General features: G+C 42.8%; 16 protein-coding genes. 13 read left to right on the top strand and 3 right to left on the bottom strand.

Annotated elements, in window-relative coordinates; translation table 11 throughout:
• Window positions 1-59 precede the first annotated feature (59 nt).
• From IGK14_RS08855 to pheT, 5 genes are all read left to right on the top strand, one after another.
• Window positions 60-3,677, top strand: coding sequence for a PD-(D/E)XK nuclease family protein (locus tag IGK14_RS08855; protein ID WP_438712068.1), 3,618 nt, complete (start codon window positions 60-62; stop codon window positions 3,675-3,677).
• Window positions 3,670-7,347: a helicase-exonuclease AddAB subunit AddA gene (gene addA, locus IGK14_RS08850; protein ID WP_010748419.1), complete on the top strand. Its 3,678-nt coding sequence runs from the start codon at window positions 3,670-3,672 to the stop codon at window positions 7,345-7,347. Before IGK14_RS08855 ends, addA begins: the two co-directional genes overlap by 8 nt.
• 67 nt (window positions 7,348-7,414) lie before the next feature.
• Window positions 7,415-7,735, top strand: coding sequence for a winged helix-turn-helix transcriptional regulator (locus IGK14_RS08845; protein WP_005226192.1), 321 nt, complete (start codon window positions 7,415-7,417; stop codon window positions 7,733-7,735).
• 353 nt (window positions 7,736-8,088) lie between these two features.
• The gene (gene pheS / locus IGK14_RS08840; protein WP_005226191.1) at window positions 8,089-9,135 is read left to right on the top strand and encodes a phenylalanine--tRNA ligase subunit alpha; all 1,047 of its coding nucleotides are present in this window, start codon (window positions 8,089-8,091) and stop codon (window positions 9,133-9,135) included.
• The gene (gene pheT, locus IGK14_RS08835; protein WP_010748418.1) at window positions 9,136-11,556 is read left to right on the top strand and encodes a phenylalanine--tRNA ligase subunit beta; all 2,421 of its coding nucleotides are present in this window, start codon (window positions 9,136-9,138) and stop codon (window positions 11,554-11,556) included.
• A gap of 400 nt (window positions 11,557-11,956) precedes the next feature.
• Here pheT and trpS read toward each other — a convergent pair whose 3' ends face one another.
• The gene (gene trpS / locus IGK14_RS08830) at window positions 11,957-12,964 is read right to left on the bottom strand and encodes a tryptophan--tRNA ligase (RefSeq protein ID WP_005226189.1); all 1,008 of its coding nucleotides are present in this window, start codon (window positions 12,962-12,964) and stop codon (window positions 11,957-11,959) included.
• Window positions 12,965-13,231: 267 nt separating this feature from the next.
• Here trpS and IGK14_RS08825 point away from each other — a divergent pair, with 267 nt between their 5' ends.
• From IGK14_RS08825 to cbpB, 8 genes are all read left to right on the top strand, one after another.
• Complete coding sequence (locus IGK14_RS08825; protein WP_005226188.1) at window positions 13,232-13,969, top strand: amino acid ABC transporter ATP-binding protein; 738 nt, start codon at window positions 13,232-13,234, stop codon at window positions 13,967-13,969.
• Between the two features lie 18 nt (window positions 13,970-13,987).
• Complete coding sequence (locus IGK14_RS08820) at window positions 13,988-14,797, top strand: transporter substrate-binding domain-containing protein (RefSeq protein WP_005226187.1); 810 nt, start codon at window positions 13,988-13,990, stop codon at window positions 14,795-14,797.
• 11 nt (window positions 14,798-14,808) lie between these two features.
• Window positions 14,809-15,456 (top strand): amino acid ABC transporter permease, encoded by a 648-nt coding sequence (locus IGK14_RS08815; protein WP_005226186.1) that lies wholly within the window; start codon window positions 14,809-14,811, stop codon window positions 15,454-15,456.
• Between the two features lie 17 nt (window positions 15,457-15,473).
• On the top strand, window positions 15,474-16,130 hold the full coding sequence (locus IGK14_RS08810; RefSeq protein ID WP_005226185.1) for an amino acid ABC transporter permease: 657 nt from the start codon (window positions 15,474-15,476) through the stop codon (window positions 16,128-16,130).
• 230 nt (window positions 16,131-16,360) lie between these two features.
• Window positions 16,361-17,176 carry a glutamate racemase gene (gene racE, locus IGK14_RS08805; protein WP_010748417.1) on the top strand — a complete coding sequence of 272 codons (816 nt, stop codon included), beginning with the start codon at window positions 16,361-16,363 and terminating at the stop codon, window positions 17,174-17,176.
• On the top strand, window positions 17,177-18,529 hold the full coding sequence (rph, locus tag IGK14_RS08800) for a ribonuclease PH (RefSeq protein WP_010748416.1): 1,353 nt from the start codon (window positions 17,177-17,179) through the stop codon (window positions 18,527-18,529).
• On the top strand, window positions 18,526-19,038 hold the full coding sequence (locus tag IGK14_RS08795; protein WP_005226182.1) for a metallophosphoesterase: 513 nt from the start codon (window positions 18,526-18,528) through the stop codon (window positions 19,036-19,038). Before rph ends, IGK14_RS08795 begins: the two co-directional genes overlap by 4 nt.
• A gap of 109 nt (window positions 19,039-19,147) precedes the next feature.
• Window positions 19,148-19,651 (top strand): cyclic-di-AMP-binding protein CbpB, encoded by a 504-nt coding sequence (gene cbpB, locus IGK14_RS08790; protein ID WP_010748415.1) that lies wholly within the window; start codon window positions 19,148-19,150, stop codon window positions 19,649-19,651.
• A gap of 35 nt (window positions 19,652-19,686) precedes the next feature.
• Here cbpB and IGK14_RS08785 read toward each other — a convergent pair whose 3' ends face one another.
• Window positions 19,687-20,604: a mechanosensitive ion channel family protein gene (locus tag IGK14_RS08785; protein WP_010748414.1), complete on the bottom strand. Its 918-nt coding sequence runs from the start codon at window positions 20,602-20,604 to the stop codon at window positions 19,687-19,689.
• Between the two features lie 147 nt (window positions 20,605-20,751).
• Window positions 20,752-21,507 carry an enoyl-ACP reductase FabI gene (fabI, locus tag IGK14_RS08780; protein ID WP_005226179.1) on the bottom strand — a complete coding sequence of 252 codons (756 nt, stop codon included), beginning with the start codon at window positions 21,505-21,507 and terminating at the stop codon, window positions 20,752-20,754.
• Between the last annotated feature and the right edge of the window lie 112 nt (window positions 21,508-21,619).

Raw genomic sequence — 21,619 nt, 5'->3', positions numbered from 1 at the left:
AGCGTGTCGCTGATTTTTAGTGTTTTTTTTAAAAGACGATGGAGAGAAGGAGTCCTTTCATGAGTTTACGATTTATCCTTGGCGATGGCCGTTGTCGTCATGATCAAGCAGTGATAGAAAATGCAAAAAGTTGGTTAGAAAAAGACCATCAAGAAGTATTTTTTCTGGTACCTAACTACAACAAATTTGAACGAGAGCGCGAGATCCTTCAATTACTGAAAGAGGATCGCGTAGAAGATTTTGCTTCTATTCGCGCGCAAGTGTATAGTTTTCACCGTTTGGCTTGGTTTTATCTGCAGCAAACCGGCTTGCTTTCTCAAAATGCCATCACTGAAAATGGTGCCTCCATGATCATGCGTAAGCTGCTTTTGGAACTAGAAGAAGAACTCGTCTTATACCGTGATGAGATCAACAAAGCGGGTTTTATCCTGCAATTGTTGGCGTTCTATCAAGAAATGCATACAAGTCGATTGGGGATCGAAGATTTATTGGCAGGTGGTGCTGCACCAAGCGCAACCCAAGACGAGGAGAAAAAATACAGTGAATTAGCGAAAATATTTCAACGATTTGAACAAGAACTTCTGGAGCGTGCATTGCAAGTCGAACAACCGATCACCTTGTTGACACGCTTTCTTGAAGGTTCCTTGCTGGACGATTCTCCAGTGGAGCAAGCAATACCTAACGCGGTGTCAATGAACAAAGCACCAGATCTTTCCCATGCCTTATTTATTATCAGTGGGTTTTCCGCTTTTTCAACACAGGAACAGCAGCTGATTCAAGTGTTGATGAAAAAAAGTCATGTCATTATTGATCTTTTTCTGGATCGTGGGTATCCACAAGAGCTGCCTTCACCGTTAAATTTGTTTTATGAAGCAGGGCGAACCTATTATCAATTGATCAGTTTTGCCCGAGAAAATCAAGTGCCGATTTATTTGGATCAGAAACTTTCGGTCAACCAAGAGGTAGACAAGGAAGCGAAGGGATCGATGCAACAGGCGTATAATGAAATTGAAACATTTTGGCGGCAGACTCAGTCACAAGTCAACTATCAGCAACAGTCCTCTGTGAAGGACTTTCTGGCAATTTGGAAAGTTGGGAATCCAGAAGAAGAGATCCGTCAGATTGCAGCGTCGATCCGTGGGATGATGAGCGATAAGAAACGGTACCCAACATTACGATACCGAGAGATCCAATTATTGATCGCCGAACCAGAAATCTATCATCAATATATCCCTAAAATTTTTACTGAGTTTGAGATTCCTTTTTATATCGATGAAGAGCAGATGATGGCGCAACATCCATTGGTTGAGTTTTTGAATGCTTTTTTTGCTTGTCAATCCTATGGCTTTCGCTTAAATGATATTTTACGGTTGCTTAGAACGGAACTTTACTTACCGGCAGCCTATCGCTCCGAAGCAGATTGGCTCGTTGGGCGTGACCAGTTTCGTAAGTTGGTGGATATTACCGAGAACAAAGCGTTGGCTCATGATTTCCAAGGAGCGAGTTGGACGAGAAACGAAGATTGGGAACTGATCGAGTATTTACAATCGGAAGAAGAGCAGACGGATAAAGTGGATTTGACAGCGTATACCAACCAGTTGCGCAGGGCCTTTAAACAAGATGTTGCTGATACTCTAGACTGGCTGACGGCTGCTAGAACGAACCGCGATGCGGTCGAACTGCTGTATCGCTTTTTACTGAATACCGGTGTTGAAGAACAACTGCGGCATTGGCGAGATCAAGCGATCCAGCAAGGGAAGTTGGATCAAGCCCGTAATCATGAACAAGCATGGCAAGCCTTGATGGATTTGCTGGATGAATATGCTGCGATTTATGGGGAAGAGTCCTTTGATTTTGCGCTCTTTGAGGACGTCTTATTGACTGGCTTAGAAAATGTCACATTCGGGAAGATCCCAACAGCGATCGACCAAGTCAACATCAATCGCCTTGATCTGGCACGTCCAAAGCAAGCAAAGATCACATTTGCACCGGGATTGAATGAAACGGCGTTACCAAGAAAAATAGAGAACAAAACGTTGTTGACGAATGAAGAACGTCAGCATTTCAATCAGTTGTTCAATGGTGAAAAATACCTTAGAGATACAGTGGTGGAAGGCAGTGTCAAAGAGCCATTTGCCTTTTATTCTGTCTTGCTTTCAGCAACGGAACACTTATCACTGTCCTATGCCGTTAATTTTGATACCCAGCAAAACATCAAAATGTCGCCTTATTTAGATCGCGTGGTCAAACGTTTGGATGTCCCACTGCAAGAGCGAGGGATATTGACGCTAGTCAGCGATCCAAGAAACTATGTCGGCAGTTACCGTGGCCTGATCTATCAAATCAATAACCTCAGTCAGCAAGCGCAAAAAAACAAAGAGAATTTGCCTAGGGTCTGGGAGCAGCTGAAACAAGCACTGCTGCGTTCGGAATGGACAGATTTAGCTGCCCAAGTATTTGAAAGCCAAACTCATCAAAATATTCCGATTCCTTTGTCTCAAGCACAAGCTGCGGCACTATATGGACCATCGATCTACAGTTCCATTTCTCAGATGGAGACGTTCTTTCAGTGTGAATACAAGTATTTCGTCAGCTACGGATTACGGTTAAAAGAACGGGAAGTTTATGGCTTAAATCCAGCAATGACCGGTGAGTTTTTCCATGATGCGTTGGACCGCTTTGTCAAAGTCCTGATTGCTGAAAATATTTCCTTGACCCAGTTAACTGCTGACCAACGCGTGCAATTTGTGGAAGTCGTTTTGCAGGAAATTTTTGGCGAAAGCCGTTATCGCTTACTGACGAGTTCTGCTCGGATGAATTTTATTCGGTATCAATTAGGCAAGACGATTCAGCGAGTAGCGTGGGCATTAGCGAAACAAGGACAAAAAATGCATTTTAGTCCTGAAAAGACGGAGGTGCTATTCGGTCAGATCGCTGGCTCAAATGGGATCAATGGGATCGAATTGCCATTAAGTTCTGGCGGGAAACTGCATGTGCGGGGGAAGATCGATCGTGTCGATACGGCGAAAACGGAAGAAGAACAATGGCTTTCTGTTGTTGACTATAAATCTAGCAGCCGAGATTTTGACCTTTCTGAAGCATACTACGGACTTGCGATGCAGTTGATCACCTATCTCGATGTCGCATTGACGGATGCTGTCCAACTGGTTGGTTCGCCAAATGTGCGACCAGCGGGGGCTTATTATCTGCATGTGCATAATCCGCTTTTGGACGGACAAGAAGCCAGTGAAGAAGAACGTTTAAAACGTTTCAAGTATGACGGGTTGTTTATTGACGAACCGGCTGTTTTCCCGTTGCTAGATGAGGATGTTGAAGCCAGCAAAAATTCACCGATATTCCCTGTTCGAAAAGACAAAAACGGCAATTATCAAAAAACAACGCAGGCGAAAAACAAGTTTTATACAGAAGAAGAGCTTGAACTGTTAAGAAAACACAATCGTAAAAACATGCAGCAAAGCGGTGAGAAGCTGTTGAGCGGTGAAATCGCCTTAAACCCGTCTTATAAAATAAAAGACAAAAAACGGGCGTGTGAATTTTGTCCGTTTCGCAGCATCTGTGACTTTGATGTATTGTTGAAAGAAAATGAGTACCACCGTTTAGAAAACTTATCTAAAGATGAGATTATCCATCGCTTAAGGGAGGAAGAAGATGAGTAAGATCCCTTTAAAACCGCAAAATGAAACCTTTACGGATACCCAATGGCAAGCCATTTTTGATAAAGGGGATAATATCCTCGTTTCCGCTTCAGCGGGTTCAGGCAAAACCACCGTTTTGGTTCGGCGAGTGATCGAAAAGCTAAAAGCAGGAACGACGATCGATTCTTTACTGATCGTAACCTTTACCGAAGCAGCTGCTCGAGAAATGAAAGAACGGATTCAAGTGGCATTGCAACAGGCCATCAATCAAGAAAGTGACGAGCAAAAGCGCCAGCACTTCGTTCGTCAGCTGCAGCTGTTGCCGACAGCTAACATTTCTACCTTGCATGCGTTTTGTTTAACTGTGATTCGGCGTTTTTATTATTTGATCGATTTAGATCCCAATTTCCGCATGATGACCGATGAAACCGAAATTTTATTGATGAAAGAAGAAATATGGACACAGCTGAGAGATCAACAATATGAAGCCAATGATGAAGCCTTCTTTCGTTTGACGGAAAATTTTTCAAGTGATCGTTCTGATGAAGGCGTCGGGGATCTGATCCTGTCTCTTTATGACTTTGCCCGAGCCAATCCAGATCCAGTCAACTGGTTAGCCCATCTAAGTGATCACTATATCGGCAAAGAAACCTTTGCTGAAAATATCCTGTACCAATCGCAAATCAAACCGACTTTGCAAGAAAATTTGAAGACAGCGGCGCATTTGCTGCAGGCGGCGCAAGACTATGCCCGTTCTGATGAAGCGATGGAAAAAGCGGCACAGTTGATCGATACCGAATTGGGCATGGTGGAAACCTTAAAGGCTCTGCTGGATGCAGACGATGTCGATGGCTTCTATGAGCAGATCCAAACATTGCGTTTTGGTCGTTACCCAGCTTTTCGCAAACCAGAACAAAAGGAATTGTCCCAAGAAATCAAGCCCTTACGCGATGATGCGAAAAAATTGGTCGAGCAATTGAAAGCCACCTTCCCGTATCCACCAGCTGAAATGATGGAGCTGCTTCATCGATCAGCACCTGTCGTTGAAAAAATGGCAGCGATGACCGAAGCATTTATGAAAGCATTTCAAGAAAGAAAGCTTTCAAAAGGCCGTTTAGACTTTAATGATTTGGAACATTTCACCTTGCAGATTTTACAAGGAGATGGCAGTGGAAGTGAGGCGTCGACCTATTATCGTGATCGCTTTGAAGAAGTTTTAGTCGATGAATACCAAGACGTCAATCGGCTACAAGAGGCAATTTTATATTGGGTCAGACAAGTCGATCATAACCCTGGCAATATGTTTATGGTGGGGGATGTGAAGCAGTCGATCTATTCGTTTCGACTAGCAGATCCGACGCTATTTATCGAAAAATACTTGGCATTTGAAACAGAGAATGGTGGGCGAAGAATCGTCTTAGCAGAAAATTTCCGTTCTCGTTCCGATGTATTGGATTTTACGAATCTAGTTTTTCAACAACTGATGGATGAAAGGGTTGGACAAATCCCTTACGATGAGGCGGCAGCCTTGATTACCGGTTTTCCTGATTTTCCAGAAAGCGAGGCCTTTGCCACAGAGCTCTTGTTATATGAAAAAGAGCATGAATCCGAAGAACAATTGATCGATGACAAAACAGAAGGTGAAATGCAGATCACTGCCTTGAAGATTCGAGAGTTGATTGAATCAAACTTCATGATCTATGACAAAAAAGCCAAAACAAATCGACCAATCACTTACAATGACATCGTCTTATTGACCCCCACACGTAAAAACAATCTTGTCATTTTGGATGTCTTTAAGCAGTTTGGGATTCCGATGGCGGTCAATGATGCTCAAAACTATTTTCAGGCAACGGAGATCCAAACCGTCGTTTCTTTGCTGCAGATCATTGATAACCCGTACCAAGATATCCCACTTGTGGCCGTTTTGCGTTCGCCAATCGTCGGCCTAACAGAAGATCAATTGGCTGAGATCCGTTTGGCGAATCGTTCCAGCGACTACTACGATGCAGTATTGGATTACCATGGGCAACAAGAAGCGTCACCCTTGTGGCAAACGGTGGATGGGTTTTTAACAAAACTGGAACAATGGCGAGAGGAAGCACGACGATTACCAATCCCGACCTTACTTTGGCAAATCTATGAAGATACTGCCTATTTGGATTATGTCGTGGGACTGCCTGCAGGTCAGCAGCGCTATGCCAATTTAGCGGCATTGGTCCACAGAGCGGAGAAATACGAAAAGAGCAGTTTCCGTGGGTTGTACCAATTCATTCGCTTCATCGAAAAGATGCAAGAAAAAAACAAGGACTTGGCAGAGCCATTAGCTACACCAGTAGAAGATGCGGTTCGTGTGATGACCGTCCATGCAAGTAAAGGTTTGGAATTTCCTGTAGTCTTCTTATTGGATACAACAAAATTCTTTAATTACCAAGATTTTCAAAAACGCTATATCTTTGAAGAACAGCTGGGGGCTGGGATCCAATATGTGGAACCCGCAGAAAACCTTAAATTTGAAACACTACCGTTTCAAGCCATCAAGCAAGTTCGTTTGAAAAAAGCCTTGTCAGAAGAGATGCGAAAATTATATGTAGCATTGACACGAGCAGAGCAGAAGCTTTTCTTAGTAGGCTCCTATAAAAATCAAGCGGATGCCTTCAAGACATGGCAATCTGGCTTGACACAATCCGAGATGGTTCTTGATCCAGCGTTGCGCTTAGTGGCACGGGGGAGCTTGATGGATTGGGTCGGACGGACCCTGATGCGCCATCCAGATATGGAAGCAGTATTCTCCGAAGCGTCAGAGCGCAAGCGGACGATCGATCATCCTGCTCATTTTCGTCTGTCATGGTGGAATCAAGAAACGATCACGCAAGAAGTCCAAGAGACGCTTGCGCCAGTCGAGGAGCCTAAACGATTGATTGCGCCAGATAGCAATATCGATGATCTTTTGAAACGCCTAGCCTATCGCTATCCTTATCAAAAAGCGACCCAAACGACTAGTTATCAATCTGTTTCAGAATTGAAAAGACTCTATAACGATCCTGATGATCAACAGACCACTTTGTTGGAATGGCGGTCGGTTTCCGAGAAGACGAATCCTCAGCAATATCGCTACGTACAAGATGAATTGGCGAAACCCAAATTTCTGCAAGAAACGAAGCCTCTCGCCAGCAGTATCGGAACCGCAACACATACGGTTTTGCAAATGATCCCCTTAGGAATGAAGCCAACACAAGATACTTTGGCGCTCCTGATTGCTGAACTCGTGAAAAAGCAATTTTTTTCTGATGAAATCGCCAAAAAAATTGACCGATCGAGTATTTTATGGTTTTATCAAACTGAACTAGGTGAACTGCTGAACCAATCCTCTGATGTGGTGAAGCGGGAGCAGCCGTTTTCGATGCTAAAAGAGGCCGATACGATCTTTGAAGGGTTTGACGAACCAGATGCGCCGCTTTTGATCCATGGTATTATTGACGGCTATATTGAATTGGCGGATGAAATCATTTTGTATGACTTTAAAACAGATGATGTGTTCGGCAGTCAGGCTCAGATTGAACAGAAAATGCGCGAACGATATTATGGTCAATTAAAACTCTATTGCCAAGCATTGGAGAAAGCATTGAACAAACCAGTGAAACAGACCTATTTAGTGCTGTTAAAACCTAAGATGATCGTGGCATTCTAGCTGATCGATCCTAGTTTCTTACATTTCGTAAGTCATATGCTATAATAGGTAAAAGAGGTGATGGAGAATGATAAAAGTAGAATCGGATTATGCCCTTTGTCCTAAATTTGAAAAAGCTTTTTCTATTTTAGGCAAAAAGTGGAACGGCTTGATCATTGATGTCCTTCTTGAAGACGGCAAACAAAGATTTGTTGAGTTAGCAAACAAGATTCCTCAAGTGAGTGATCGGGTGTTAGTCGAACGCTTGAAAGAATTAGAGCGGGAAGAAATTGTCTGCAAAGAAAACAATCTTTACTGCTTGACGCCAAGAGGTATTGCTCTTGAAAAGAGTATGATGAGTGTGAAGCGTTGGGCAGAAACCTGGGTACGTGAGGAAGAATGCAGTTGATTTCTCAACGGAAATTAGGTAAACTAAGCTTAAATGAATAGTAAAAAAAGCGTTGATAGAAACTAGTAATTTGGCTGGATCAGAAAAAGGGAGACTTGTCACAGACTGAAAGCAAGTCCTGTATTCGAAAAATGAATTTCACTTCTGGAGCTTGCTGAGAACAATCAGTCGGCAGTGTTGCTGTCGTTAGCCGAAGTGAGTGCGCGGAACTTTCCGCGAATGAGGATGGTAACACGAGACGTCGTTCCTTTTTTAAGGGATGACGTCTTTTTTTTGTCTTTTTATCAAAAGATCGTCACTTTTTCCAGTCAAATCGTTTTTTACACTATTCACTGTATAGAAGGAGGAAACACATGTCTTTACAAGAAAAATTAGAAGCATTGAAGGAAACGACATTGCTTAAAATCAAAGAAAGTCCAACCATGAATGACTTGAATCAGATTCGAGTGGAAGTGCTTGGAAAAAAAGGTCCCATTACTGAAGTTCTACGGGGGATGAAAGATCTTTCGGCGGAAGAACGGCCGAAGGTGGGGAGCTATGCCAACGAGATTCGTGATATCTTGACAGAAGCGATCGAAGAAGCAAAATCGTCTATCGAAGCAGCAAACTTGGAAAAAGCCCTTGCTGAAGAATCCATCGACGTGACTTTGCCTGGTAAAAAGATGGACCGAGGAACACGCCATGTGCTAACGCAAATCATGGAAGAAATCGAAGATATCTTTGTTGGTATGGGCTACCAAGTAGTTGAAGGCTACGAAGTGGAAAAAGATCATTACAACTTCGAACGGATGAATCTGCCAAAAGATCATCCAGCCAGAGACATGCAGGATACTTTTTATATTTCAGAGGAAGTGCTGATTCGGACCCATACGTCACCAGTGCAAGCGCGAACAATGGAGACTCATGATTTTTCTAAAGGGCCGCTGCGGATGATCTCACCAGGGAAAGTTTTCCGTCGTGACACAGATGATGCGACCCATAGCCACCAATTCCATCAAATTGAAGGATTGGTGATCGATAAAAATATTACGATGGGTGACTTAAAAGGAACCTTAGAAGTCATGATGCAAAAAATGTTTGGTGAAGATCGCCAAATTCGCTTGCGACCAAGCTATTTCCCTTTCACAGAACCATCGGTCGAAGTTGATGTCAGCTGCTTCAAGTGCGGTGGTGCGGGTTGTAACGTTTGTAAACAAACTGGCTGGATCGAGATCCTCGGTGCTGGAATGGTGCATCCTAACGTCTTAGAAATGTCAGGGATCGATCCAACCCAATATTCAGGATTTGCTTTTGGTTTAGGTCCTGATCGAGTGGCAATGCTGCGCTACGGCGTAAACGACATTCGCCAATTCTATCAAAATGATGTGCGTTTCATTCGCCAGTTCAAGGGGGAACAATAAATGTTAGTATCGTACAAATGGTTAAATGAATACCTTGATCTGTCTGAGATCACACCAAAAGAGCTGGCGGACAAAATGTCAGTGACTGGGATCGAAGTCGAAGGTATTGACGTGCCTGAAGAGGGTTTAAAAAAAATCGTTGTCGGAGAAGTGACCGACTGCCGACCACATCAAGATTCTGATCATCTATCGATTTGCCAAGTAAATATTGGTGAGGAAGAAGACACGCAAATCGTTTGTGGGGCACCAAATGTCAAAAGTGGCATCAAAGTCATCGTAGCATTACCAGGCTCTCGAATCGTGGGCAATGTAAAAATTAAAAAGAGCAAGATGCGGGGAGAAGTTTCGAACGGCATGATTTGTTCATTGCAAGAACTAGGGTATGCTGATAGTGTAATCCCCAAGGAATACGCAGAAGGAATCTGTTATTTACCAGCAGAAGCAGAAGTAGGAACACCGGTTTTTCCTTATCTCGATATGGATGATCATATTATCGAATTATCGATCACACCGAACCGTGCGGATGCGTTGAGCATGCGGGGGGTTGCTTATGAAGTCGGTGCGATCTATCGGCAAACACCGAAGTTTCCTGAAATTGCGCTTAATGAAAGTGAAGTAGCTGCTGCCGATAAAATTCAGGTGAAGGTCACGGAAGCAACCGATGCACCCGCCTACCAAATTCGAATCATTGATGGTGTAACGATCGCCCCAAGTCCACAATGGCTGCAAAATCGCTTGATGAATGAAGGCATTCGTCCAATCAGCAATGTTGTGGACGTGACAAATTATATCTTGTTATTATTTGGCCAACCATTGCATGCTTTTGATTATCAAAAGCTAGACAGCAAGGAAATACTGGTACGTCGCGGCAAAGAAAATGAAAGCCTGGTTACCTTAGATGGAGAAACACGTCAGCTTTCATCAGAAGACATCGTTATCACCAACGGAACGACACCCGTTGCGCTCGCAGGCGTCATGGGAGGGCTTGATTCTGAAATCACGGAAACAACGACCACAGTCGCTTTAGAAGCGGCGTTGTTCGATCCATTAGCGATTCGTTTAACCTCAAAGAAATTCAATTTAAGAAGTGAGTCCTCTGCTCGTTTTGAAAAAGGGATCAACCAAGCAACGGTTGCAAAAGCTTGTGATGCAGCAGCAGCACTGATTGCAGAACTTGCTGGCGGAACGGTCTTAAAAGGGGCAGTAATAGGTTCCCAAGTAGCTGTAGAACCTGTGGAGGTTACAATCACTTTAGCTCGAATCAATAGCTATTTAGGCACAGAAATCACTGATGAAGAAGTGCAAGAAATCTTTGATGCATTAGGCTTTGGTCATCGTCAAGAAGCAGACAGCTATATTGTTTCTGTCCCACCTCGTCGTTGGGATATTACGATCGAAGCAGATATCATTGAAGAAGTGGCGCGTATTTACGGTTATGATCGTTTGCCATCGACTTTACCGCAAGGAGAAACGGTTGCCGGTCATCTAACCAAAGCGCAACGTCTGACTAGAGAAGTTCGGACGCTATTGGAAGGCAACGGGGTCAGTGAAGCCATCAGCTATGCTTTGACCACTGAAGAGAAGGCACAACAATTTACGGATAAATCGAGCCAAGTGACTCGATTGGATTGGCCAATGACCGAAGAGCGTGCCGTCTTGCGCTTGAATCTGATTTCAGGCTTGTTAGACGACGTTGCGTACAATTTGGCACGTAAAAACAATCGTGTTGCTTTGTATGAAATTGGTCGCGTCTTCTATCAAACAGGCGACAGTAAGCACGAGCTGCCAACAGAAGTCAATCACTTAGGGCTAGCTTTGACAGGAAATATCCATGAGAAAGACTGGCAAACCCAAGCTCAAAAAGTTGATTTCTTCCATTTGAAAGGCATTTTAGAAAATCTATTTGATTCGTTGGCATTAACCGACCGTATTCGTTATCAAAAAACGGCAGCTATCAAAGAGATGCATCCTGGCCGTACGGCAATGGTCCTGCTAGATGACCAAGAAATCGGCTTCTTGGGACAAGTCCACCCATCGATCGCCAAAGATTATGAAGTGAGTGAAACCTATGTTGCTGAATTGAACTTAGATCAACTGTTAGCAGCGAAAACAGAACAATTGGTCTATCAACCAGTTTCTAAGTTCCCATCAGTCACCCGAGATATGGCACTCTTGCTTGATGAAACGATCGATAACCAGTCCGTGATGGAGATCATTCGCGAAAGTGCCGGTCGCTTCTTAAGTGCGATTCGTTTATTCGATGTTTATCAAGGGAAAAACATCGAAGCAGGCAAAAAATCATTAGGGTACAGCCTGACCTTTAGCAATCCAGAAGCTACCCTGACGGATGAAGAGATCAATCAAGCAATAGCGAAAATTACTCGTAACTTAGAAGAAAAAGTTCAAGCAGAAATCCGCTAATCAAATAAGTAGAAAAACGTTCTCCACCATACAAAGAAGTTGGGTGGGGAACGTTTTCTACTATTATAATAGATGCTCAGATGACACAAGAATGTGAGGAGTTGAGTGAAAGCCGTAAAAGATTTCTCTATAGAAGGCAATCCAGCTTTTTTGGTACAACTTTTTTTAAACACTGGCAAGGTTGAAAAAAGGATTTTCTAATCCGCATTTTATGAGGTTATTTTTTAGGACAGCTCTCTTGGTTTTTGTGCAAGAAACAGCATCAAATCAATTTACACGAAGTGTCAGTCTGGGGAGGAAGGGTTCTCGTGAAATCTAACACAGAGTTGACACATAGGTTTTGTATGAAAGAATTCATTCCGATTTGTAAACAAAAAAACAAGCCGTAAAGGCTTGTTTTTTAGGCGAAGTAATTGATGCCCATTGCATTTTTGACTTCAGCTAACGTTTGGGCGGCAACTTGTTCTGCTTTTTCACTACCAATTTTTAATAAGTTCATCACTTCACCGGGATCTTTTGCAAAAGCTTCACGGCGTTCACGAATCGGTGCAAATTCGGCTTCTAGAACATCGATCAAATAGCGTTTGATTTTGACATCGCCTAATCCACCACGGGTGTAATGTTCTTTTAATTCAGCAATTTTTTCTTTTTCAGTGCCAAATACATCAAGATACGTAAAGACCATATTGCCTTCAACTTGTCCAGGATCGTTGACATGAATGTGATTTGGGTCCGTATACATGCTCATCACTTTCTTTTGTAATACATCGGCTGGATCAGCTAAGTAAATACCATTGTTCAGTGATTTGCTCATTTTCCCGTTCCCATCGATCCCCGCTAAACGTCCCATGCCTTTTGGCGGTAAAACCGCTTTTGGTTCGACTAATACTTCACTATACGTAGAATTAAAACTATGCACGATTTCTTGCGTTTGTTCCAGCATTGGTTTTTGATCTTCTCCAACGGGGACTAAATTTGCTTTAAAAGCGGTGATATCCGCTGCTTGAGAGACAGGATAGATGAAGAACCCTGAAGGGACGCCTTCGCCAAATTTTTTTTGTTCAATTTCGGCTTTAACGGTTGGATTTCGTCGTACTCGAGCAACACTGACTAGATTGAGATAATACATCGTCAATTCAGAGAGCTGAGGGATTTGCGATTGAATAAACATCGTTGTTTTTGCTGGATCCAATCCAACGGCTAAATAATCCAAAGCAACTTCTAGAATATTCGCTGAGACCTTCTCAGGTGTTTTCGCGTTATCTGTTAGTGCCTGCATGTCAGCGACCATGATATAAAGCTGATTTTCAGGGTCAGCTTGCATTTCGACCCGTTTTTTTAAAGACCCCACATAATGGCCAAGATGCAATTTGCCAGTTGGGCGGTCGCCAGTTAAAATCGTATTCACTTTTTTTCCACCTTTTCCTTTGTTATATGGTTTATCTTACCTTTTTTTAGCAAAAGAAACAACCGGTTCTCCTTGTGATCTGATGGGGTGAGAAAAATTTTCATGGACAAAAACCTCACATCAAAGTAAAATAGCACTTGTCTTTTCAGAAATAAGGGGGGAACATTGGAAAAGCACCTTTACAAATGAAAAAAGATTGAGCTATAATATGAATCAAATCTTTCCAATTACTCATTTAATTTTAAAAAAAGCTAGGAGTGTGAATCAATGGCAATGATCGAATTTAAGAACGTAGAGAAATATTACGGAAAGTTCCATGCATTAAAAAACATCAACCTTGAATTTGAAAAAGGTGAGGTCGTTGTTGTTATCGGACCTTCAGGATCTGGTAAAAGTACAATGCTCCGTACGATTAATGGTCTAGAAACCATTTCAGGTGGTCAATTATTGGTCAATGGCAAGAACTTGTTTGACAAAGATGTCAAAATGACAGAAATTAGAAAAAACATCGGCATGGTGTTTCAACATTTCAATTTGTATCCAAATAAAACCGTGTTAGAAAACATTACGTTGGCACCGATCAAAGTATTAAAACAAAATGAGCAAGAAGCCATCAATTTGGCGGAAAAGCTTCTTGATCGGGTAGGGATGTTAGATAAAAAAGATTCCTATCCTTCCATGTTATCTGGCGGACAACAGCAGCGGGTCGCAATTGCCAGAGGGCTTGCGATGAAACCAGAAATGCTGCTTTTTGATGAGCCAACGTCAGCATTGGATCCAGAAATGATTGGTGATGTCTTGGATGTCATGAAAAAAATTGCCAGTGAAGGCATGTCCATGATCGTTGTTACCCATGAAATGAGCTTTGCCCGTGAAGTAGCAGATCGAATCGTCTTTATGGCGGAAGGACAAGTCCTAGAGGATCGGCGCGATGTCGATGGATTCTTTGATGCACCAAGAGACGAACGTGCAAAACAATTCTTGAGCAAAGTCAGCAATCATTAAGCAATAGGAGGAACCCTTATGAGAAAGAAAATCTTTTCCTTTCTAGTCTTAGCCTTTGCCCTTGTGACTTTCTCAGGTTGTAAAGGACAAAGTGCCGCAGAGATCGATATTTTAGAAAACAGCAAAGAGACGAATCAGATCGTTTGGGGCGTAAAAAACGATACCCGTCTTTTTGGATTAATGGATATCGCGACCAGAGAAGTACGAGGATTCGATATTGATATCGCTCGTGCAATCACTGAGAAAATTTTAGGTCGTGATGGCAATGCCATCTTTGTTGAAGTTACCTCAAAAACCCGGATTCCTCTTTTGAAAAACGGCAACATCGATGCAATCATCGCCACGATGACTATCACGGAAGAACGTAAAAAACAGGTCGATTTTTCCGATGTCTACTTTGATGCAGGACAATCTTTATTAGTCGCAAAAGATAGTCCAATCCAAGGGATCGAAGATTTGACCGCAGACACCACTGTATTGGTCGTGAAGGGCTCTACTTCAGCTGTCAACATCCGTGAAGCAGCACCAGAAGCGCAAATTTTGGAACTTGAGAATTATGCGGAAGCCTTTACCGCTTTACAATCTGGTCAAGGGGATGCTATGACCACGGATAATGCGATCTTATTAGGGATGGCGAGTGAAAATCCCAATTACCATTTAGTTGGCGAAACTTTTACAGAAGAACCTTATGGTATTGCCATCAATAAAGGACAAAAGCCGTTTCTTGATGCAGTGAATCAAGCCTTGCGGGAAATGCGTGAAGATGGAACCTATGATGAGATTTACAACAAGTGGTTCCCTGAAGACGAATCAGGAAAAGTAGAGTAGGAGGAAACTGAATGGTTGAATTATTTCAAACGTATACCGGTCAGTTTATTGAAGGCTTTAAATACACAGTCATGGCGAGTTTGATCGCACTGTTTTTTAGTCTTTTGATCGGAACCTTAATGGCAATTTTTCAGTTGTCAGACAATCGCCTCATCAAAGGGATTGCCAAAGCGTATGTTGAGTTTTTTAGAAATATTCCCTTATTGATCATCGTGATGTTCTTTTATGTCGTTGTGCCAATGTATTGGGTTTCTTTTGACGGCTTTCAAGCAGGAACGATCGGCTTAACGATCTATACATCGGCATTTATCGCTGAGACGATCCGTTCAGGGATTCAAACGGTCCCTAAAGGCCAGATGGAAGCTTCCTTGTCTTCTGGTTTTACTTACAGCCAAGCGATGCGCTACATTATTTTGCCTCAAGCATTTAAAATCGTCGTACCGCCGTTAGGCAATCAATTTATCAATCTTGTCAAAAATTCATCAATTTTGGCGATGGTCGCAGGATTAGATATTATGTATCAAGGCGATTTGATCGCAAGTGAGACCTTCAATACATTTGATACGTATATCATTGTTGGTCTTTTCTATTTGATCATTACCCTACCATTGTCTTATTTGATGGTTTACTTGGAACGGCGTTGGGCTGTCCGCTCATAGAAAGGAGCTAACGAACTATGGACTTTTTTGAAGCTTTTTCAGCGATTAACATTCGCTTCTTGATCGATGGCTTGCGGGTAACAGTTGAAGTGTCGATCCTATCGATTTTATTTAGCTTTATTATCGGAGGGATCGCCGGTATTTTGCGCTTCAGCTCGATCCCAGTCTTTTCTAAAGTATTAGGTGTCGTGATCGATGTTATTCGTAACTTGCCTTTGCTCTTGATCATCTTTTTCACTTACTTTGCATTGCCGCAGATCGGTATCCGCTTTAATATTTTTTGGTCAGCGGTTGTGGCGTTGACGATTTTTGAATCAGCGATGCTCTCTGAAATCTTTCGTGCTGGTTTGAATTCTGTGCCAAAAGGGCAGATGGAAGCTGGTTTGTCTACAGGGTTGAGCTATGTCGAAGTATTGCGGAGCATCGTCGTGCCGCAGGCATTTAAAGCGATGCTGCCAGCGATCGTCAGTCAGTTGATCTCTTTGATCAAAGATACGTCATTAGCCGTGATTATTTCTTTACCAGAGCTGACTCATCATGCTCGAATCATTTATGGCCAAAATACAAACTATGTTTTGCCTATGTTTTTGGCAATGACTGTTTTATACTTTTTGGTTTGTTATGCCTTGTCATTGCTTTCTGGCTTTTTGGAAAAACGTCAGTACGATTACTAAAAAGAATAATCAACAAAAACATCCCCACGATCGGTCTTTTACCCATGCAAGTGCAACTTGTGGGGTGTAAGCCAATCGTGGGGGCTTTTTTCTTTTTGACCGTTTCGTGCTTTTTGGGAATGCTTTTTTAGCAAACGAAAGGAATACTTGAAAAATAGTCAAAAAAAGTCCAAAATGAATAAGAGAGAAAAATGCACCAAACTCTTTCTTTCATGTAAAGGATGGAAACTATGACAAACAACAGACCAATTGGTTTTATCGATTCTGGTGTTGGTGGGTTGACGGTCGTCAAAGAAGCAATCAAGCAATTACCCAACGAATCGATTCTTTATCTGGGAGATACAGCCAGATGCCCGTATGGTCCGAGACCTGCTGAGCAAGTCATCGAGTATACGTGGCAAATGACCCGTTTTTTATTAGAAAAAAATATTAAAATGTTGGTGATCGCTTGTAATACAGCGACAGCGGTCGCCCTTGAAGAAATCAAAGAACAACTAACGATCCCAGTGATCGGCGTGATCCTGCCTGGCAGTCGAGCAGCAGTCAAAGCAAGCAAAAACCAACGAATCGGTGTCATCGGGACAAACGGAACGATCAAAAGTGACTCTTACAAGCGCGCGCTTCATGGCAAAGCGCCCCATGCGTCCGTCGTCAGTTTGGCTTGCCCGAAGTTTGTGCCGATCGTAGAAAGCAAACAATACCATAGCTCGGTCGCCAAGAAAATCGTGGCAGAAACGTTGCGTCCATTGAAAAACAAACGGCTAGATACAGTGATTTTGGGTTGTACCCATTATCCTTTATTGCGTCCTTTGATCCAAAATGAATTGGGCGCTCATATCCAGCTGATTGATTCAGGGGCAGAAACGGTGGGGGAAGTCAGTACCTTGTTGGACTATTTTTCCATTGCTGCAACGAGTCAGGACGATCCGCATCCGCAACATGCATTTTTTACTACTGGTTCACCGAAAATGTTTGATGAGATTGCCAATGATTGGCTTGATTTAGACACGATCTCATCGATTCACACTGATTTAGGAGGCTTTTAAATGCGACATGATGGCAGAAAAGAAACAATGTTAAGACCAGTTAAAATTCAAACCAACGTCTACAAACACCCCGAAGGATCGGTTGTGATCTCTTTTGGTGACACAACCGTGATCTGTTCGGCAACGATTGAAGAGCGGGTCCCTCCGTTTTTACGAGATACGGGAAAAGGCTGGGTCACAGCCGAATACAGTATGCTCCCACGAGCGACCAACACTCGTAATCGTCGAGAAAGTGCCAAAGGCAAGCTTTCTGGTCGGACGATGGAGATCCAACGGCTGATCGCTCGTTCCTTGCGGGCAGTAGTCGATTTAGAAAAATTAGGGGAGCGCAGTATCGTGGTCGATTGTGATGTCGTTCAAGCAGATGGCGGTACCCGAACAGCTAGTATTACCGGCGCATTTGTCGCGTTGCGTTTAGCTATCGATACCTTGTTGCGTGACAAAGCGTTGACGGAAGATCCAATCAAGGAGCATTTGGCAGCAATTAGTGTCGGGATCTTACCAGATGGCACCTGTGTGACCGATCTCGATTATCAAGAAGATTCTTCAGCTGCTGTTGACATGAATTTGGTGATGACGGAATCTGGTCGATTTGTCGAATTGCAAGGAACTGGGGAAGAAGCGACCTTTGATGGTCAGCAGTTGAATGAGATGCTGATCTACGGAAAAACAGCTATCGAAGAATTGATCGCCTATCAAAAAGAGGCACTGTTTTTACCAGATGAACCCCCTTATGAGATTCCCGAAAAAACGATCGTCATTGCTACAGGCAATCCAGGAAAAGCCAAGGAATTTAAAGCCGTATTTGGCGCAGCAGGTTACGATGTCCGTACCTTAAAAGACTATCCTTCCTTACCAGATGTTGAAGAAACCGGCACCACCTTTGAAGAAAATGCCCGCCTTAAAGCGGAAACCATCGCCAGAATTTTGGGAAGACCGGTGTTAGCTGATGACTCAGGACTGAAAGTCGATGCACTAGGGGGACGACCAGGGGTGTACTCTGCTCGATTTGCTGGTGAGCAAAAAAGTGACGCTGCCAATAATGCAAAATTGCTCTATGAATTGACGGATGTCGAAGATGACAAACGCAGTGCCCAATTTCACTGTACGTTAGTTTTCGCAGCACCAGGAAAAGAGAGTTTGGTGGTTGAAGCTCAATGGCCGGGGAGAATCGGCCGCATCCCTCGTGGAGAAAATGGGTTCGGCTACGATCCATTGTTTATTCCTGATGGTTCAGAGCAAAGTGCAGCCCAAATGAGTCAAGAAGAGAAGAACCGAGTGAGCCACCGTGGTCTAGCAATCAAAAAACTGCAGGAACAGTGGCGGGAGTGGTTAGAAGGAGAAAATGTATGAAATACTTAGTTGTCAGTGACAATCATTCAGATCGTGAGATTCTTGTTGATCTTAAAAATGAATTCGAAAATCAAGTCGATTTGTTCCTTCACTGTGGGGATTCAGAACTTCCTGAAACGGATCCTTTATGGGAAACATTCCAAGTCGTTTGTGGCAATTGCGATTACGGTGGTGGTTTTCCGAATGAACGTATCGTTAAAACGCCACTGGATACCATCTATATGACCCATGGCCATTTGGCGGATGTTCGTTTTGGCGTAACCAAATTAGGCTTAAAAGCGCAACAAGCAGATGCTTCGATCGCTTTGTTTGGTCATACGCATCAAATTGCTTGTGAGAAAGTCGGGAATCGACTTTTCTTGAATCCTGGCAGTATTTCTCAACCGCGAGGGCAAATCCAAATCAAAAGTTTTGCGATTATTGAAAGTACACCAGAACAATGGGCAATCCAATACTATGATCGTTCCTTTCATAAAGTCCCAGAGCTAGCTTTCGTTTTCACACGTTAAGTAAGCGGAATCAAAAAGTAAAAATTTCATTATAATTTTGCAGGTTTCTACTTTCTATTCTCATTTTCAAGTAAAATAGAAGAGTAGCTGTGAAATGGAGGCAATTAGATTGATAGGACAGACCGTAGAAAAAATATTACTCGAGAATCAAGAAAATTTCTTGGTGCCGGCAGAGAATGTGGCATCGGTATTTTATAACCACCCTTTGAGTCACGCATTGCTTGTTTTATCAAAAGTGGGCTATTCAAAGATCCCAGTACTAGATAGTGAGGACCATTTAGTCGGCTTAATCAGCCTCTCAAACATCGTAGAACGAATGATGGATCTCACTGGCTTCAGTATGGAAAATATTGAAGGGCTGGCTGTGGCAGATGTCATGGAAGTCAATGTGAATTGCATCAAAGAAAACGATGAGTTGGAAAGTATGCTGCATCTGTTAGTGGATCAAGCATTCTTGCCGATCGTTGATGATGACAATGTCTTTGTTGGGATTATCACCCGCAAAGAGATTTTAAAATCCGTCAATCATTTGGCGCATGAAATCGAAAGACGCTATTTGCTGATTTCGAAAGAAGATGCCCCAAAGATGACAGATGAACTGCATGTGGTATAGAAAAAAGGTTATCCCAGTTTCGGGATAACCTTTTTTTAAATACCGACGATCGGCGCATTGGGGATCGTATAGCCTTTGGCAGTTAATGCATCAATCGATGCGGCCAAAAATTCCTCTTTGATTTTCCATTGCGTACCGTTGGTCACATACATGGTCGTGCGAATTGCAAAGTTGTTGTTTCCTAGATCCACCAGACCGAAGACCGTAGGGGCCGTTTGAATCTCTTCTTCGTGCTGCTGAGCAATCTGTTCATTGACTTCTTCAATGATGGCACGTATTTCATCTAAGCCTTCAGATGGTAGGATACGTACGTCTACCACGACTTGCATATTGGCTCTTGATGTATTACTGATGGTTGTGATGTTACGATTTGGGATATAATGAACGGTTCCATCAACGGATTTTAATTGAACAGTCCGAATACCGACGGCCGTCACCGTACCCTCAAGCGTCAGATTGGTCAAGCGGACGTAATCACCAACGTTGATTTGTTGTTCGGTAATAATAAAGAAGCCAGTAATCAAGTCATTCATAAAGCCTTGGGCACCGAGACCGAGGGCGACACCGACGACTCCGGCACCGGCTAGTAGCGAGCCTACAGGTACGCCGATGGTTGAAAGGAGTGCATAGACAAAAAAGAAGCCTAATGTGTAATGAACCGTATTGCGGATCAGGGTATGGATCGTGTTGATTCGACTCACATTGAAGGTGGCTTTTTTTTCATAGGACCGATAGATCCGGTCAATGATCATGTTGCTTATTTTTAATAAAATTCCGAATAAGATACACAAAAAAAGCAGCATCAGTGCTTTTTGGATCAGTAGGCCAATGATCGATTCCCAGTCGATCGATGCCCACCATTTTTGTAATGCATTGAGCTGAGCAGCTGCTGGTTCGGTAATGCTGGAACCACTTGAATCGGTCGTGCTAGCTGCAATTAGCAGTTGTTTCATAAAATCCCTCCAAGTCTTACTGCATCTATTTTAACGAAGATAAAATAGAAATGCAAAGGAGGTTTTCTGAAATATCTGTTTTTTTCAGAAAAAGCCTGCTTAGCCAACGGAGAGGCAAATAGCAGACTTTTCTATGACAATCATTGATTAAGATAAATGAACGCCTTTATCAACGAAAATCACTTCGCCGATAATCCCGCTTGATAATGGACTGATCAAGAAGGCACAAGTATTGCCCACTTCTTCAATCGTCACACCAATATGATCAGGTGTTCGATCCTCTGACAATTGGATCAGTTTTTGATAGTCTTTTACACCAGTTACTGCCAGCGTCTTGATGGCACCAGCTGAAATCGCATTGACGCGGATTTTTTGCGGTGAAAGTTCGGCAGCTAAATAGCGAACGCTTGATTCTAAAGCGGCTTTTGCAATCCCCATCATATTGTAGTTCGGTACTGCCCGTTCGGCACCTAAGTAGGAAAGGGTAACGATTCCAGCATTTTCAGCTAAGATTGGTTTGGCATATTTGGTGACGGCAATCAATGAATAACTGCTGATGTCTTGCGCCAAAGCATAACCGTCACGAGAAATATTTAAAATATCGCCAGATAGATCTTCTTTATTGGCATAAGCAACGGCATGGACAACACCGTGGATCTCACCTGCATATTCTTTGATCGTTTCAAAGGCGGAAGCAATGCTTTCGTCATTGGCGACGTCACATTCCACTACAAATTCATCAGATTCCAATAAGCGCTCTAAAGGCTTTTTCATGCGGTCGTTTTGATACGTGTAGATCACTTCGGCTCCTTGTGCTTTTAATGCTTGTGCACAGCCCCAAGCGATACTGCGTTTGTTAGCAACGCCCATGACGACAACTTTTTTACCGGTTAAAAAACTCATAATTCCACTCCTTAATAAATTCAACAATAATAAAATACGTATAATGACAAATAGTAAATCAAACTATCTTGATTTCTAATTATTAAGCATAATTGTTTGATTGTCAAACTAT

Source organism: Enterococcus sp. DIV0970a (genome assembly GCF_051711265.1).
GTDB classification, from domain to species: Bacteria; Bacillota; Bacilli; order Lactobacillales; family Enterococcaceae; genus Enterococcus_D; species Enterococcus_D casseliflavus.
Note: the sequence above shows the minus strand (reverse complement) of the source record. Positions and strands in the feature narration are given on the sequence as shown.